This window comes from Streptomyces qaidamensis (assembly GCF_001611795.1).
Taxonomy (GTDB): domain Bacteria; phylum Actinomycetota; class Actinomycetes; order Streptomycetales; family Streptomycetaceae; genus Streptomyces; species Streptomyces qaidamensis.
Window position 1 is genome coordinate 5,501,418 of sequence record NZ_CP015098.1, and the last position, 17,096, is coordinate 5,518,513.

Consider the following 17,096-nt stretch of genomic DNA (forward strand, 5'->3'; position numbering starts at 1 on the left):
AATGATTCGAACGGCAGGCCCAAGCGGTCCTGGTGAGGGCACGGAAAGCCAGGTGGGCGCGGGTGGACCGGGGGTTCACCGGACGCCCGCTGCTTGTTTCGCCGCGGATGCCGCATCCTTGAGGGTGTGGAGTTCCTCGGGGACGAGTCGGTCGAGCGGAAGGGGAGGGCGCAGGGGATGAGTGCCGGCGCACCTGCTCATAACGCTTCGGTGCACAACAACGGGAGCGGTGCCGCGGAGTCCGCGGCCGCAAGGCACCATGGACCGATGCGCGACGACGAGGCGGCCCCTGCCCAGGGCGCGATCGGTGCGCTCGTCCACCGCGCCGTCGACGGGGACGAGCAGGCGACGCACGACCTGCTCGCCCATGTCCACCCCCTGGCCCTGCGCTACTGCCGCACCCGTCTGTCCCGTCTCCCGGGTGACGCGCGGCACTTCGTGGAGGACCTCGCGCAGGAGGTCTGCGTGGCGGTGCTGCTCGCACTGCCCCGCTACCGGGACACCGGCCGCCCCTTCGAGGCGTTCGTCTTCGCCATCGCCGCGCACAAGGTCGCCGACCTCCAGCGCGCGGCGATGCGTCACCCCGGCTCGACGGCCGTCCCCTCCGACGAGATGCCCGAGCGCCCGGACGACTCCCTCGGCCCGGAGGAGCGCGCCCTGCTCAGCAGCGACGCGGAATGGGCCAAGAAACTCCTGGCCAACCTCCCCGAGAACCAGCGGGAGCTGCTGCTGCTGCGGATCGCGGTGGGGCTGACGGCCGAGGAGACCGGCCAGATGTTGGGAATGTCACCCGGGGCGGTCCGGGTGGCGCAGCACAGGGCGCTGAGCCGGCTGCGGGCGCTGGCCGAGCAGTAGCCCCGCTTGAAGAACCCCTCAGTTGAACAGGCGGTGCACCGCTTCCGTACGAACATACGAAGCCCGGAGCCAGGCGGAACCGTGGAATGAGACAGCCCCGCTTCCCGTTAGCATGGACATCCGCACCGATCAAGGCCATTTGGGGAAGGTGTCATGACTGCCAACGTCGACGGAGTGCCCGGTAAATTCGCGACACTCGGGCTGACCTACGACGACGTGCTGCTGCTGCCGGGTGCATCCGAAGTGCTCCCCAACGCGGTCGACACCTCGTCCCGCATCTCCCGCAACGTCCGGGTCAACATCCCGCTGCTCTCCGCGGCGATGGACAAGGTGACCGAGTCCCGCATGGCGATCGCGATGGCTCGCCAGGGCGGCGTCGGCGTGCTGCACCGCAACCTCTCCATCGAGGACCAGGTCAACCAGGTCGACCTGGTGAAGCGTTCCGAGTCCGGCATGGTCACCGACCCGATCACGGTGCACCCCGACGCGACGCTGGCCGAGGCCGACGCCCTGTGCGCCAAGTTCCGCATCAGCGGCGTCCCGGTCACCGACGGCAACAAGAAGCTGCTCGGCATCGTCACCAACCGCGACATGGCCTTCGAGACCGACCGCACGCGTCAGGTGCGCGAGGTCATGACGCCGATGCCCCTGGTCACCGGCAAGGTCGGCATCTCCGGCGCCGACGCCATGGAGCTGCTGCGCCGGCACAAGATCGAGAAACTTCCGCTGGTCGACGACGCGGGTGTCCTCAAGGGCCTCATCACGGTCAAGGACTTCGTCAAGGCCGAGCAGTACCCCCACGCGGCCAAGGACTCCGAGGGCCGGCTGCTCGTCGGTGCGGCCGTGGGCGCCAGCCCCGAGGCGCTGGAGCGCGCCCAGGCGCTCGCCGGTGCCGGTGTGGACTTCCTGGTCGTCGACACCTCGCACGGCCACAACAGCAACGCCCTCAGCTGGATGGCGAAGATCAAGTCGAGCGTCGGCGTCGACGTGATCGGCGGCAACGTCGCCACGCGTGACGGCGCCCAGGCGCTGATCGACGCCGGTGTCGACGGCATCAAGGTGGGCGTGGGCCCCGGCTCGATCTGCACCACCCGCGTGGTCGCCGGTATCGGTGTCCCGCAGGTCACGGCCATCTACGAGGCGTCCCTCGCGGCCCGGCCGGCGGGCATCCCGCTGATCGGCGACGGCGGCCTGCAGTACTCCGGCGACATCGGCAAGGCCCTGGCCGCCGGCGCGGACACCGTGATGCTGGGCAGCCTCCTCGCCGGCTGTGAGGAGTCCCCGGGCGAGCTGCAGTTCATCAACGGCAAGCAGTTCAAGTCGTACCGCGGCATGGGCTCGCTCGGTGCGATGCAGTCGCGAGGCCAGGCCAAGTCGTACTCCAAGGACCGCTACTTCCAGGCCGAGGTCGGCTCCGACGACAAGCTCGTGCCCGAGGGCATCGAGGGCCAGGTGCCCTACCGCGGCCCGCTGGCCAACGTCCTGCACCAGCTCGTCGGCGGTCTGCGCCAGACGATGGGCTACGTGGGCGCCGCCTCCATCGAGGAGATGGAGACCAAGGGCCGCTTCGTCCGCATCACGTCGGCCGGCCTCAAGGAGAGCCACCCGCACGACATCCAGATGACCGTCGAGGCGCCGAACTACAGCCGCAGCAAGTAGCGGCCGGCCTCCCAGGGCGGCTCCGGAGCATCCGGGGCCGCCCTCGCCGTGCCCGTCGGCGATACTGGAAGACGCTGCAACGCATCAGGGAAAGGCCACAGACGTGACTGAGATCGAGATCGGGCGCGGCAAGCGCGGCCGCCGGGCGTACGCCTTCGACGACATCGCCGTCGTCCCCAGCCGCCGTACGCGGGACCCGAAGGAGGTCTCGATCGCCTGGCAGATCGACGCCTACCGCTTCGAGCTGCCCTTCCTGGCCGCCCCCATGGACTCGGTCGTCTCCCCGGCCACCGCGATCCGCATCGGCGAGCTCGGCGGCCTCGGCGTGCTGAATCTCGAAGGCCTGTGGACGCGCTACGAGGACCCGCAGCCGCTGCTCGACGAGATCACCGGTCTCGACGCGGAGACCGCGACCCGCCGTCTGCAGGAGATCTACGCGGCTCCCATCAAGGAGGAGCTGATCGGGCAGCGCCTCAAGGAGGTGCGCGACTCCGGCGTCGTCACCGCCGCCGCGCTCTCCCCGCAGCGCACCGCCCAGTTCTCCAAGGCCGTCGTGGACGCGGGCGTGGACATCTTCGTCATCCGCGGTACGACGGTCTCGGCGGAGCACGTCTCCGGCGCGCACGAGCCGCTCAACCTCAAGCAGTTCATCTACGAGCTGGACGTTCCGGTGATCGTCGGCGGCTGCGCCACGTACACGGCGGCCCTGCACCTGATGCGCACCGGCGCGGCCGGTGTGCTCGTCGGCTTCGGCGGCGGCGCCGCCCACACCACGCGCAACGTGCTCGGTATCCAGGTCCCCATGGCGACGGCGGTCGCCGACGTGGCCGCCGCGCGCCGTGACTACATGGACGAGTCGGGCGGCCGGTACGTGCACGTGATCGCGGACGGCGGTGTCGGCTGGTCCGGCGACCTGCCCAAGGCGATCGCCTGCGGCGCGGACTCGGTGATGATGGGCTCCCCGCTGGCCCGTGCGACCGACGGCCCGGGCAAGGGCCACCACTGGGGCATGGAGGCCGTGAACGAGGAGCTGCCGCGCGGCAAGAAGGTCGCCCTCGGCACGGTCGGCACGCTGGAGGAGATCCTCACGGGCCCGTCCCACACCCCCGACGGCTCGATGAACCTCTTCGGCGCCCTGCGCCGCGCCATGTCCATGACCGGCTACAGCGAGCTGAAGGAGTTCCAGCGCGTCGAGGTGACGGTGGCGGACTCGCAGCACCGGCGGTAGTCCTTTCGGACACTGAGTAGGGCCTGGTCACTCGGGGGAGTGGCCGGGCCCTTTTTGTGTGCCCAAGTGGCTCTGGCGGGGCGCGTGTTGCCGTCGGGGGCGCACGGGTGCCTTCGGGCCGTTCGACCCCTTGGGGGGCGGTTTCGAGACGCTAGTGTCCTTGATCGGCGCCCAGGTTCTTCCGGGAGCCCCCTTCCAAAGACACGGTTCGGACCCCGGCCCTGGGGGCCCGGCCCGAAATCCGACGTGCCGTCTACCGGGTCAATGGGCGGCGTCGTGGAAGGGGGCGCCCATGGAACGTCACCGCAAGCCCACCCGCTGGGACCGACTCCGTCTTCGGACGGTGCAGTGCCGGAGGAGGTGGATCTTGCGGATTTTCGGATGGTGAGCGGCCGCCCCCAAGAGAACTAGGGGCGGACACTCCGTGATCCATCCAGGAGCCTGCCGCAGTGACCGCTGCGGTGGGCTCCACCTTGTTTCTCGGATGGTGAGCGGCCGCCCTCAGAAGAAGTAGGGCGGACACTCCGTGATCCATCCAGGAGCCTGCCGCAGTGACCGCTGCGGTGGGCTCCGCCTGTGTCCGTAAGGTACCCGCGCGGCGTACCGCGTGCCACCAGTCCCCAGGGCCCGCGTATCCCGCGCGTCCCCCTTCACAACCGATGCGCCGCCCCCGTGGGCGCCGCGCCCCGTGTGTCGAGCAGGAGCTGGGCCTTCACCGACAGGCCCTGGAGGTCGTACGTGCGGTGCTGCTGGAGCAGGATGGTCAGGTCCGCGTCGGCGGCTGCCTCGTAGAGGGAGTCCGCGCGCGGGACCGGATGGTCGTGGACGCTCCAGGACGGGACGTACGGGTCGTGGTAGCTGACCGCCGCACCCAGTTCCCGCAGGCGCAGGGCGATCTCGCGGGCCGGGGTGCCCTGGAGGTCGGCGAGGTCGGGCTTGTAGGTGACGCCGAGCAGGAGCACGCGGGCGCCCCGGGCCGACTTGCCGTGTTCGTTGAGAAGTGTGGCGGCGCGCTGGACGACGTAGCCCGGCATGCGGTTGTTGACCTCCTGGGCCAGTTCCACCATGCGCAGGCCGCGGCCGCCGCCGGTGGTCATGTCCTGGGGGACGGAGTGGCCGCCCACTCCGGGGCCCGGGCGGAAGGCCTGGAAGCCGAAGGGCTTGGTCTCCGCGCAGCGGATGACGTCCCAGAGGTCGACGCCCAGGTCGTTGCAGAGGACGGCCATCTCGTTGACGAGGGCGATGTTCACGTGCCGGTAGTTGGTCTCCAGCAGCTGCACGGTCTCCGCTTCGCGGGGTCCACGCGCGCGTACCACCTTGTCGGTCAGCCGTGAGTGGAACGCGGCGGCCGACTCGGTGCAGGCCGGGGTGAGGCCGCCGATGACCTTGGGGGTGGTGGCGGGCGTGACGTCGCGGTTGCCGGGGTCGACGCGGCTGGGGGAGTACGCGAGGTGGAAGTCACGGCCGGCGCGCAGGCCGGAGCCCTCTTCGAGAAGCGGACGCAGGAATTCCTCTGTCGTCCCCGGGTACACGGGTGACTCCAGGATCACCGTGGTGTGGGGGCGCAGATGGGCGGCGAGGGTACGGGCGGCTGCTTCCAGCTGGCTCAGGTCGAGCCCGCCGTCCGCTCCTCGTGGGATCGGCGCGCAGATGACCGCCGTGCGCACCCGGCCGAGCTCGGCCGGGTCGGTGGTCGGCCGGAAGCCCCCCGAGAGCATCCGGCGCAGTTCGGCGGGGCTGAGGGAGCCCGCCTCGGGTCCGGTCCGGTAGCCGATGGTGGGGATGCCGGCGGCGACGGCGGCCTGGGCCAGGGGCAGGCCGTACGTGCCGAGTCCGATGACGGCGAGATCTGCGGGCATGGCGGCCGTCCTTCCCGATAGCCGAAGTGGGACAGGTGTGCAAGCCCTGTGGACAAGACGGGCGAGCGCAATGTCAGACTAGGAGTAAATATGACCGATATGCGGCATTGCCTGGCCGAGTTTCGGTGAGTGTTCCGTGAGCGTTGCCCACAGGCTGCGGGCCCGTGGTGGCTGAAGTCGGGCAACCCGGTCAGAATCTGGGCAGGGGGATACGGACGGGGCCGCACTCGACGGGTGCGGTCAGCGCGACCGATCAGCGGGAGGCAAGCGTGAGGACAGCCACACTCGGACCGGCGCAGCGCGCCGAGTCACTCGCATCCATGGCCGAGCGCGAGCTGGATGTGCTGGTCGTGGGTGCGGGTGTGGTCGGCGCGGGCACCGCGCTCGACGCCGTGACCCGGGGTTTGTCCACCGGTCTCGTCGAGGCGCGTGACTGGGCGTCCGGCACTTCCAGCCGGTCCAGCAAACTCATCCACGGCGGCCTGCGCTATCTGGAGATGCTCGACTTCGCCCTCGTCCGCGAGGCCCTGAAGGAACGCGGCCTGCTGCTGGAGCGGCTCGCCCCGCATCTGGTGAAACCCGTGCCGTTCCTGTACCCGTTGCAGCACAAGGGCTGGGAGCGGCTGTACGCCGGGTCGGGCGTCGCCATGTACGACGCCATGTCCATGGCGCGCGGGCACGGCCGGGGCCTGCCGATGCACCGCCACCTGACGCGCTCTCACGCCCTGCGCGTGGCCCCGTGCTTGAAGAAGGACGCCCTGGTCGGGGCGTTGCAGTACTACGACGCCCAGATGGACGACGCCCGGTACGTGACGAACCTGGTCCGCACAGCGGTGGCGTACGGCGCGAACGCCGCCAACCGCGCGCGGGTGACGGGCTTCCTCCGGGAGGGCGAGCGGGTCGTCGGCGCGCGGGTGCAGGACGTCGACGCGGGCGGCGAGTACGAGATCCGCGCCAAGCAGGTGGTCAACGCGACCGGTGTGTGGACGGACGACACCCAGGCGATGGTCGGGGAGCGCGGTCAGTTCCACGTCCGGGCGTCCAAGGGCATCCACCTGGTCGTGCCGCGCGACCGGATCCACTCCACGACCGGCCTGATCCTGCGCACGGAGAAGTCGGTGCTGTTCGTCATCCCCTGGGGCCGGCACTGGATCGTCGGCACCACGGACACCGACTGGGACCTCGACAAGGCCCACCCCGCCGCGTCCAGTGCGGACATCGACTACCTGCTGGAGCACGTGAACTCGGTGCTCTCGGTGCCGCTCACGAGGGACGACGTCCAGGGCGTGTACGCGGGCCTGCGGCCGCTGCTCGCCGGCGAGTCGGACGCCACCAGCAAGCTGTCGCGCGAGCACACCGTGGCGCATCCGGTGCCCGGGCTGGTGGTGGTGGCGGGCGGCAAGTACACGACGTACCGGGTCATGGCCAAGGACGCGGTGGACGCGGCGGTGCACGGGCTCGACATGCGTGTCGCCGAGTGCGTCACCGAGGACGTGCCGCTGCTGGGTGCCGAGGGCTACCGGGCGCTGTGGAACGCGCGGGCGCGGATCGCCGCCCGGACCGGACTCCACGTGGTGCGGGTCGAGCACCTGCTGAACCGCTACGGGACGCTGACCGAGGAGCTTCTCGCGCTCATCGCGGAGGACCCGTCGCTGGGCGAGCCCCTGGCCGCGGCCGATGACTATCTGCGCGCCGAGATCGTGTACGCGGCCTCCCACGAGGGGGCGCGGCACCTGGACGACGTGCTGACGCGGCGGACGCGCGTCTCGATCGAGACCTTCGACCGGGGCGCCCGCAGCGCACGCGACGCCGCCGAGCTGATGGCGCCCGTGCTGGGCTGGGACAAGGGCCAGATCGAGCGCGAGGTCGAGCACTACCAGAAGCGGGTGGAGGCCGAGCGGGAGTCGCAGCGGCAGCCCGACGACCTGACGGCGGACGCGGCGCGGCTGGGGGCGCCGGACATCGTGCCGTTGTGATTCTGCCGGGCCGCGGTCCTGCCGGGCCGCGGTCCTGCCGGGCCGCGGTCCTGCTGGGTCGTTGTCCTGTCAGGCCGTTCCGGACATCACCCGAACGAGTGTCGGGAGTCGGGATCTCCGTTCGGAACCGGGTCGTTCTACGAGGTGCGGGGGCAGAACTCGGCAGTGAGCAAGGCCGGTTCGAGACCGGGATCTGCGATCGCGTCCGTGTTCACGCGGAAGGTGAGGACACGCCGGCCGTCGACGGTGGCTGCGGTGCGCACGTAGCTGCCGGATATGTGCCCGTTGTGCCCCCACACCGTCGTGCCGCACGGCAGTTTCTCGGGAAACAGCCCCATGCCGTACGCGCCGTGTGCGGCACGGGTGTCGAGCATCTCGCGCAGCCAGTGCGGGGGCAGCAGCCGGCCGCCGAGCAAGGCCGCGTAGAAGCGGTCCAGGTCGGCGAGTGTGGTCACCAACTCGCCCGCGGCTCCGGCCACCCGCGGGTCGAGTTCGGTGACGTCGGTTCCGTCGGCGGCGTAGGCGCGGCCGTGCGGAGAGGGCAGCGAGGAGCGGGATCCGGGGAAGGAGGTGCCCGTCAGGCGCAGGGGGGTGATGATGCGGCGCTCGGCTTCGGCGGCGTACGAGTGGCCGGTGACCTGCTGGATGACCATGCCCAGCAGGACGTAGTTGGTGTTCGAGTAGGCGAAGCGGCCGCGTTCGGCCGGGGGGTGGGTGAGAGCGATGTTCAGTGCCTGACGGGGTGTGACGGGCGCGGTTCCGTGGGTGTCGGTGGTGAAGTCGTGCAGTCCGCTGGTGTGGGTGAGCAGGGAGTGCAGGGTCAGCGCGCGGCCGTCGTTGCCTGCTCCTCGTACCAGACCCGGCAGGTGCTGCTCCACCGTGTCGGACAGCGACAGCCGGTGCTCGGCGGCCAGTTGCAGCACGACCGTCGCGATGAACGTCTTCGTGATGCTTCCGGCGCGGAAGTGGTCCGGCCGGGCGATTCCCGGCCCGGTGCCGGCATAGCGGGTCGTGGTGCCCTCCCGGGCCAGCAGGGCCGCGGCCGGGGCCCCGCCCTGGGTCACCAGCAGCGGTAGGACCGCGTCGGTGGGCGGCATCGAGAGGGCGGAGGAGTCCGCCGGCGGCAGACCGAACAGGGCGGCGGCCACCGGCAGTGCCAGCAATGTCCGAAACGGCGGCATGCGGGCTCCTCCCTGATCAGGGCCCATCTTGCAAGGCCGCGCGGGGCGGGCCGCACCCGGGTTGCCGGGAGGTGGGCCCGCGGGTGCCCGCCAGGGGGCCCCTGGGCGCCGGGCACTTGTCGGGTGAGAGACAATGGAGGCTCTGTCAGGGCGGGTTGTATGAGGGGACGCATGTCGGAGGCGGAGCGGGCGGGCACATCTCGTCAGGACACTCGTCAGGACAACAGGGAGCGTCTCCTCGCGGGGCGTTACCGGCTGGGCAACGTACTCGGCCGGGGAGGCATGGGCACGGTGTGGCGGGCCCAGGACGAGACCCTCGGGCGGACGGTCGCCGTCAAGGAGCTGCGGTTCCCGTCGAACATCGACGAGGAGGAGAAGCGGCGGCTGATCACGCGGACGCTGCGCGAGGCCAAGGCGATCGCGCGGATCCGCAACAACAGCGCCGTGACGGTCTTCGACGTCGTCCAGGAGGACGACCGGCCCTGGATCGTGATGGAGCTCGTCGAGGGCAAGTCGCTCGCCGAGGTCATCCGGGAGGACGGCCTCCTCGAACCGAAGCGCGCCGCCGAGGTCGGGCTCGCCGTCCTCGACGTGCTGCGGTCCGCCCACCGCGAGGGCATCCTGCACCGCGACGTGAAGCCGTCGAACGTGCTGATCGCCGAGGACGGCCGGGTCGTGCTCACCGACTTCGGCATCGCCCAGGTCGAGGGCGACCCGTCCATCACCTCGACCGGCATGCTCGTCGGCGCGCCCTCCTACATCTCCCCGGAGCGGGCGCGCGGGCACAAGCCGGGCCCGGCGGCCGACCTGTGGTCGCTCGGCGGGCTGCTGTACGCGGCGGTGGAGGGCGCGCCGCCGTACGACAAGGGGTCGGCCATAGCGACCCTCACGGCCGTGATGACCGAGCCGCTGGAGGAGCCGAAGAACGCGGGTCCGCTGACGGACGTCATCCACGGGCTGCTCACGAAGGACCCCGCACAGCGGCTGGACGACGCGGGCGCCCGGGCGATGCTGAACTCGATTCTGCGCGCGCCCGAGACGGCCGAGCGGGAACCGTTGGACGCGACGAAGGTCGTGCCGCTGCCGGCGCAGCCGGACCGGTCCTCGGGCAAGGGCGCTTCGCCCGGCTCCGGGAGCAAGCGGGGCGAGGAGCCCGGGGAGCGGTTGCGCGGGGCGCTGCGTTCCGTGCGCAGGGCCACCGGGGGGACGGCTGCCGCGGGATCGGCCGCCAGTGGCACAGCAGGGGGCGAGTCCGGGGCCGCCAAGGGTTCTTCCCCGGCGGCAGGCACGGCCTCCCTGGAATCGGACAGCGGTGCGGGCCGGGGCGGGGCCGCGGATGGGGCCGGGACGCAGTCGGGCTCGGCGGCCGGTGCCGTTGCCGGTGCGCGGAGTGGGCCGGAGGCGAAGACGGCGTCCGGGGGACGGAGTTCGGGGTGGCCCGTCGTGCCGCCGCCGGACCTGCCGCCGCGGCCCGTGCCCCGGGCGCCGCTCACCGACGTGGTGCCGCGGCGGACCCTGATGATCATCGCGCTGGTCGTGGTGCTGGCCGTGATCGGCACCGTGCTCGCGATCGTGCTCAGCGGTGACGGCAAGGACGCGCAGGGTGCCTCCGGCGAGGGCGGTGGGAAGGCCGTCGCGACGGCGTCGAGCAGCGGTGACACCAAAGGCGACGACGCCGACGGCACTCGCACGGACAGCGGGGAGACCCAGCCCGCCCCGTCCGGGCCCGCCTCGGACAGCACGCCGAGCGGCGGGGCGAACGGTTCCTCGGGCGAGGGCGGCACCGGCGATGGGAAGGGCACCGCGGCGCAGTCGACTCACCAGGGCGACCAGGGGTACTCGATCGGCCTGCCGAAGGGGTGGAAGTACCGGTCCACGGGCGTGGCGGGCGACCGCTTCACCGGGCCCGACGGGCAGAAGCTGCTCATCGCCTGGACGTCCACGCCCAAGGGCGACCCGGTGGCGGACTGGAAGAACCAGGAACGCTTCATGGTGCGCGCGCAGTACAGCAAGATCCGCATAGAGAAGGTGGACTACCGCGGCTGGAACACGGCCGACTGGGAGTTCACCTACACGGACGGCGGCACCAAGTACCGGACGATCGACCGGGGTTTCGTGGTCGACGACCGGCAGGGGTACGCGCTGATGTACACGGCGAAGGCGGCCGGCTGGGGCGACGCGTCGCGCAAGGAGACCTGGCGGACGCTGACGAAGACCTTCGAACCCAAGTCCTGAGCATGAGGCGCCCCGGGTTTGGGGAGTGAGATCTGGCATCCCCGCATTGCGGGTTGCCTGCGGCACGTATCGTAAATGTTTGCGGACCGTGCGCAGCCGAAACGGACCGTGGGGCGAACGGATGTGACCGAACGGGCTGCCGGGGGAGGCAACGTGGACGACTACGCGGGCCGGGTACTCGCCGACCGCTACCGCCTGCCGCTGCCGCCGTCCGACGAGTACGAACTCACCGAGACCCGGGCCTTCGACACCTACAGCGGACAGGAAGTCCTGGTCCGTCAGGTGCCGTTGCCCGAGGTGGTCGAGGCGGAGGTCCTCGACGCGGAGGGGCTGCCCGACGGTTTCACGGCGCGTGACGGTGGTGCGCGGCGTTCCGGCGCCCGCGCGGGCACCCGACGGCCCACGGATCCGGTGGTGCGGCGCGCGGTCGAGGCCGCGCAGGCCGCGGCGGCCATTCCCGACCACCCCCGGCTCGACCAAGTCTTCGACGTGTTCGCCGAGGGCGGCTCGCTGTGGATCGTCAGCGAGCTGGTGGCCGCGCGCCCGCTGGCGGCGCTGCTCGCCGAGAAGCCGCTGACGCCCTACCGGGCGGCCGAGGTGGCCTCGGACGTCCTGATGGCCCTGCGGGTGCTGCACGCGCACGGCTGGGTGCACCGGAACATCACCGCGCGGACGGTGCTCGTCTGCGACGACGGCCGGGTGATGCTGACCGGGCTGGCGGTGGGCGCGGCGGAAGAGGCCTTGTGCGGGTACGACCCGGTTCCGGAACCGCCCTTCGAGGAGTCCGGGCAGCGGCCGGGACACGAGGGCGGCCCAGGGCCGGTCAACGGCGCGGGCGGTCCCGGGCCGGCCGGTGGCATCGGTGGCGCGGGTGACCCCGAGGCCGCGCGGCGCGCCGCCATAGAGGCCCGGGAGGCCAGGGGACTGCCCTCGGCAGGGGGCGAGACCACGGGTGGCGGACCGGTCGTACCGGCGCGCGGACCGGTGGAGGAGAGCGGGGATCCCCGGGCGGCGCGTGCCGGGGCGATCGCGGCCTACCGGGCCGGTACCCGGGCTGCCGCACGGGTTCAGGAGGCGCAGCAGGGCGGGCGGGCGGCCCTGCCCGGAGCCCGTCCAGCACCGGACGACGGGACCGCGCCCTACGGCAACGGGTCGGCGCAGTCCCCGTACATCCCCGGGCAGGGCACCGCCCCCGGGGCCGTAGCGCCCGGGCGGATCGCAGACCCCTACGGCGTGGGCGGAAACCCACGGACCACGGCATGGCACGGCGCCACGCCCCGAGGCACCACCGGCGGCGCGCCGGTGACGCAGAGCCGGGAGCAGGCGGCGCTCCCCCCGGCCCCGGACCCCGCGGCCCACGGCGAGTCCACCCGCTGGGACGACCTGGTCGCCGACTCACCGGCCCCCCGGCGTGGTCCGGCCACGGCGCTGGCCGCCGAGCGGGCGCGACAGGCGAGGATGGCCGTGGTCGGGCCCGTCACGGAACGCTGGGCGCCGGAGCAGGCCGGCCCCGTGCACGAGAACTGGCAGCTGGCCGCACCGATCGGCCCCGCGACCGACCTGTGGGCGCTCGGCGCCCTGCTCTTCAGGGCCGTGCAGGGGCACGCGCCCTACCCGGAGGAGTCCACGGCCGAGCTGGTGCAGATGGTGTGCGCGGAACCGCCCGCGTACGCCGAGGAGTGCGGGCCGCTGCGGCCGGTCGTGGAGTCGCTGCTGCGGCAGGACCCCACCGAGCGCCTCGACTTCGAGGAAGTACGCGGCTGGCTGCGCTCGCTGGTGCGCTCGGCGCCCGAGCCGGAGGCCGGGGTGCACGTCGTCCCGGCGCCGCCCGTCGACGCCCGCCGGCTGCCCGTCGTACGGCGCCGGGGCGAGCTCGTACGCAGGCGGAAGGCCGGGCTGCCCGCACATCACGGGCGGCACAAACGGGCCCGGAAGGAGTCCGGTTCGCCGCACCGCCTCGGCCGCACCCTGCTCGTGCTGGTCCTGCTCGCGATGGCCGCGGCGATCGCCTACGCCATGCTCTTCATGCCCAAGTCGGGAGCCGAGGGCGCGGGCGGCGCGGACCGCACCGGTGCCGCCGGTGAGGTCAGCCGGGCGCCCGAGCCGGACGCCAGCGGCGAGCCCCGGCCCGACCAGACGTCTCCCGAGCCGGAGAAGAGCCCCAAGTCGTCGGCCGGTACCACCGAGACGCAGACCACCGGCCCGGACGTCGCCGACGGCTTCACCCTGCGCAAGGACTCTGCGGGCTTCCAGGTCGCCGTCGCCAAGGGCTGGGACCGCACCCCACGGAGCGGCACAGGACAGGTCGTCTACTCCAAGGGCGACTTCGAACTCATCGTCGTGGCGGGCCGGGACAGCGCGTCGGAGTACGGCGACGACCCGATGGCCTACCAGCGGGAGAGGGAGCGCGAGCTGCAGCCGTACCGCGACTCCAGCTGGGCCACCTCCACCGGGCTGAAGACGATCGAGGTGGGCGGACGGACCATGGCCGAGGGCCAGTTCACCTGGGCCGGCGGGAACGGGGGCGAACTGTACGTCCGCAACCTCGCGATGCTGGTCGACGGGCGCTACCACGTGGTCCAGGTGCGCGGCCCGGAGTCCGAACGGGACGAGGTGACGCGGCTGTACGAGCAGGCGGCTGCCACGTACAAGGTGACGGGGTGACCACCCGCAGGACGACGGGGTGAGCGAGCGGCGCGCCGCCTGTACGCCACGTTCACCCTCTGGTTCCCTCCCGTCCCGGCAGTCGACAACCGTCACAGTGCGGTCACCGTGGTACCCCGCTTGTTCCCAGGGCGAGGGCGGGTCCTTACGCTGACCCTGTCAAGACCATTGCGGGGCAACGTGAATCAGATGCAGGGCCTGCTCGTCGCGGGCCGCTACCGGCTGGCCGAATCCATCGGCAGTGGCGGCATGGGCCGGGTCTGGCGCGCACATGACGAGGTGCTGCACCGGTCGGTCGCCATCAAGGAACTGACGGCCGCCCTCTACGTTTCCGAGAGCGAGCAGGCGATCCTGCTGGCACGCACCCGGGCGGAGGCCAGGGCCGCCGCACGGATCAACCACTCCGCGGTCGTCACGGTGCACGACGTACTGGAGCACGACGGCCGCCCGTGGATCGTGATGGAGCTGGTCGAGGGCCGCTCCCTGGCCGACGCGGTCAAGGAGGAGGGGCGCGTCGAGCCGCGTGAGGCCGCCCGCATCGGCCTCTGGGTGCTGCGGGCCCTGCGCGCCGCGCACACCGCCGGGGTCCTGCACCGCGACATCAAGCCGGGCAACGTCCTCCTCGCCCGGGACGGACGCGTGCTGCTCACGGATTTCGGCATCGCGCAGATCGAGGGCGACACGACCATCACGCGCACCGGAGAGGTCGTCGGCTCGGTCGACTACCTGGCGCCCGAGCGGGTGCGCGGCCACGACCCCGGGCCGTCCTCCGACCTGTGGGCGCTCGGCGCCACGCTCTACACGGCGGTGGAGGGCCGGTCGCCGTTCCGCCGCACCACACCCCTGACCACGATGCAGGCCGTGGTCGAGGAGGAGGCCGCCGAGCTCCGGCACGCCGGCCCGCTCGCGCCCGTCATCATCGCCCTGCTGCGCAAGGACCCGGGCACCCGGCCCGACGCGTCCGAGGCCGAGCAGATGCTCGCCGAGGCCGCGGAGGGACGGCGGCCAAAGGGGGCGCAGGCGTATGTGCCGACGCAGTACGGGGGGCCGTCGCCCTACGGAGGGACGACGGCGTACCGGGACGCCCACAGCGGCACGGGCACGGGGACGGCCACCACGGGGACCGGCCAGGTCGGCACCGGCCAGGTCGGCACCGGCCAGGTCGGCACTGGTCAGGGCGGCCCCGGACACACGGGCACCGGGGGCACCGGCTTCAGCACCGGTTCGGGTTCGCACACGGGGACACCGCTCCCGCCCCTGGCCGGGAACCCGGCCACCGGGAGTTCCACGGCCGGTACTGCGCCCTACGGCCCGACCGGCCCGACCGGTTCCGGGGGCGGCCCCGTCGGCCGGACCGTCTTCGGCCCGACGGCGACCGGCCCGCAGCCGGCCGGTTCGGGCAGGCGCCGCCGGCTGCGCACCCTCGCCCTGGTCGTCGCGCTCGCGGCCATCATCGGCGGAGGCACGGCCGTGGTGCTCCAGCAGTGGAACGGGAGCCGGCCGTCCCGGAGCGCCGGTACCGATGCACAGAATTCCACGGAACGGCCCGGCAGTTCGGTTCCGGCCAGCTGGACCCGCTACGACGACCCCGCGGGGTTCAGCCTCTACCTGCCCAAGGGCTGGAAGCGCAAGCCCTTCGGCCCGCAGGGCGAGCTCAAGCAGATCGACTACTCGCCGGACGGCGGCAGGCACTTCGTCCGCATCGCCATCGACACGTCACCGGACTTCGCCGACCCCTACGCGCACCAGCTCGACCTGGAACAGCAGCTTCAGCGACTGGTCGACTACAAGCGGGTCACGCTGGAGCGCAACGTCTACCGTGACCGGGAGGGCGCCCGGTGGGAGTACACCTGGACGGCCCAGCCCAAGGACATCAAGTTCCCCGGCCCGCGCCGGGCCGTCGAGGAGACGTACGTCGCCCGCGACGGCACCGAGTACGCGCTCTACATGTCGGTCCCGGCCGCGGACTGGGCGACGGCGCGCAAGCAGTTCACCTCGCTGCTCCAGGGCTGGCAGGAGAAGACCTCCTGAAGCAGGGGCACTTCTGAGGTGGGGCTGTCTGTTTCGGCCACCCGCACCTCACCGTCCCGGAGTGGTTCCGTCCGTTGGGGCATGATGGCCGCATGGGGACCGAGGGGCACAACAGGCGTGTCGTCGCGGGCCGTTACCGGCTCGAGGAGAAACTCGGTCGCGGCGGCATGGGCGTGGTCTGGCGGGCGACCGACCAGCTGCTCGGCCGGAGCGTGGCCGTCAAGGAACTCCCCCTCGACGAGACGCTCTCCGCGGCGCAGGCGCGCCGGCAGCGGGACCGCACGCTGCGTGAGGCCCGGGCCGTCGCACAGCTGAGCCACCCGCACATCATCGTCGTCCACGATGTCGTCGAGGACGGCGAACGCCCGTACATCGTCATGGAGTTGATCGAGGGCGGTTCGCTCGCCGACCGGCTCGCCCAGCGGGGCCCGGTCGACGCCGCCGAAGCGGCCCGCATCGGAATCGCCCTGCTCGGCGCGCTGGGCGCGGCGCACGCGGCCGGGGTACTGCACCGTGACCTCAAGCCGGACAACGTGCTGCTGGAGACCGGCACCGACCGGGTCGTCCTCACCGACTTCGGCATCGCACAGGTCGCGGGTGCCCCCACGCTCACCGAGAACGGGGCCTTCGTCGGCTCGCCCGAGTACACCGCGCCCGAGCGGATGTCCGGGGTGCGGACCGGGCCCGAGTCCGACCTGTGGTCGCTGGGCGCGCTGCTGTGCGCCGCCCTCAGCGGGGAGTCGCCGTTCCACCGCGACTCGCTGGGCGGAATTCTGCACGCCGTCGTCGTGGGCGACATCCAGCCGCCCGCGCAGGCCGGGCCGCTCCTGCCCGTCGTACGCGGCCTGCTGGAACGCGATCCGGACCGGCGGCTGGACGCGGACCGGGCCGAGCGGATGCTCCAGGTCTTCCGCGACACGGGCTACACACCGCCGGTGCCGCCGGCCGGGTCCGATTCGTCGCCGACGACCGGGGGCGTACCGCGCCGACCGCCGCAGGATTCCGTCGGAGGGCAACCATCCGGGCCGCCGGCTGTCCTGCCCGGTCCGGATCGGCCGGAGGAGCCCTTCCTGCGCCAGCCCACGCGGCGCGTTCTCATCGCGGCGCTGCTGGTCGCCGCGATGGCGGGGGCGGGGGTGTCCGCGGCGGCGCTGCTGAGGGAGGAGGGCACCGGGGACGGCGGCCCCACGCCGACGAGTTCCGCGACGGCGACACCGAGTGCGACGACACCCAGGACGGCGACACCGAGTGCGACGACACCGAAGGCGCCGACGACCCGGCCGGTACCTCCGAACACGCCCGCGCCCACCCCGTGACCGCCAGAGCCCCCGAATTGGCATGAATGGGGATAACAACTCCCTTGTGAAGTCACGGGTCTGTGACCGGCTCGCGTCCTTTGTGGATCCGC

General features: G+C 72.2%; 10 protein-coding genes. 8 read left to right on the forward strand and 2 right to left on the reverse strand.

The window, feature by feature from the left end:
• Positions 1 to 267 precede the first annotated feature (267 nt).
• The 3 genes from A4E84_RS24615 to A4E84_RS24625 all read left to right on the forward strand — a co-directional run bounded on the left by A4E84_RS24615 (position 268) and on the right by A4E84_RS24625 (position 3,742).
• Complete coding sequence (locus A4E84_RS24615; RefSeq protein ID WP_030854669.1) at positions 268 to 855, forward strand: sigma-70 family RNA polymerase sigma factor; 588 nt, start codon at positions 268 to 270, stop codon at positions 853 to 855.
• Between the two features lie 153 nt (positions 856 to 1,008).
• Positions 1,009 to 2,514: an IMP dehydrogenase gene (gene guaB, locus A4E84_RS24620; RefSeq protein WP_062928627.1), complete on the forward strand. Its 1,506-nt coding sequence runs from the start codon at positions 1,009 to 1,011 to the stop codon at positions 2,512 to 2,514.
• A 103-nt stretch (positions 2,515 to 2,617) separates the two neighbouring features.
• Complete coding sequence (locus A4E84_RS24625) at positions 2,618 to 3,742, forward strand: GuaB3 family IMP dehydrogenase-related protein (protein WP_062928628.1); 1,125 nt, start codon at positions 2,618 to 2,620, stop codon at positions 3,740 to 3,742.
• A 650-nt stretch (positions 3,743 to 4,392) separates the two neighbouring features.
• Here A4E84_RS24625 and A4E84_RS24630 read toward each other — a convergent pair.
• Positions 4,393 to 5,601, reverse strand: a complete 1,209-nt coding sequence (locus A4E84_RS24630) for a nucleotide sugar dehydrogenase (protein ID WP_062928629.1) — start codon at positions 5,599 to 5,601, stop codon at positions 4,393 to 4,395.
• Between the two features lie 269 nt (positions 5,602 to 5,870).
• On the opposite strand from A4E84_RS24630, the gene A4E84_RS24635 reads away from it, so the two are divergent.
• Complete coding sequence (locus tag A4E84_RS24635; protein WP_079129100.1) at positions 5,871 to 7,577, forward strand: glycerol-3-phosphate dehydrogenase/oxidase; 1,707 nt, start codon at positions 5,871 to 5,873, stop codon at positions 7,575 to 7,577.
• A gap of 137 nt (positions 7,578 to 7,714) precedes the next feature.
• Here A4E84_RS24635 and A4E84_RS24640 read toward each other — a convergent pair whose 3' ends face one another.
• Entirely contained in the window at positions 7,715 to 8,758 is a 1,044-nt protein-coding gene (locus tag A4E84_RS24640) for a serine hydrolase domain-containing protein (RefSeq protein ID WP_062928631.1), read from the reverse strand.
• A gap of 171 nt (positions 8,759 to 8,929) precedes the next feature.
• Between A4E84_RS24640 and A4E84_RS24645 the strand changes: the two genes are divergently transcribed.
• The 4 genes from A4E84_RS24645 to A4E84_RS24660 all read left to right on the forward strand — a co-directional run bounded on the left by A4E84_RS24645 (position 8,930) and on the right by A4E84_RS24660 (position 17,004).
• Complete coding sequence (locus A4E84_RS24645; RefSeq protein WP_062928632.1) at positions 8,930 to 10,993, forward strand: serine/threonine-protein kinase; 2,064 nt, start codon at positions 8,930 to 8,932, stop codon at positions 10,991 to 10,993.
• A 153-nt stretch (positions 10,994 to 11,146) separates the two neighbouring features.
• A complete protein-coding gene (locus tag A4E84_RS24650) occupies positions 11,147 to 13,657 on the forward strand; it encodes a protein kinase (RefSeq protein ID WP_062928633.1) in 2,511 nt (836 codons plus the stop codon).
• A gap of 189 nt (positions 13,658 to 13,846) precedes the next feature.
• The gene (locus tag A4E84_RS24655) at positions 13,847 to 15,688 is read left to right on the forward strand and encodes a serine/threonine-protein kinase (RefSeq protein WP_062928634.1); all 1,842 of its coding nucleotides are present in this window, start codon (positions 13,847 to 13,849) and stop codon (positions 15,686 to 15,688) included.
• Between the two features lie 92 nt (positions 15,689 to 15,780).
• Positions 15,781 to 17,004, forward strand: a complete 1,224-nt coding sequence (locus tag A4E84_RS24660; RefSeq protein ID WP_062928635.1) for a serine/threonine-protein kinase — start codon at positions 15,781 to 15,783, stop codon at positions 17,002 to 17,004.
• Positions 17,005 to 17,096: the final 92 nt, after the last annotated feature.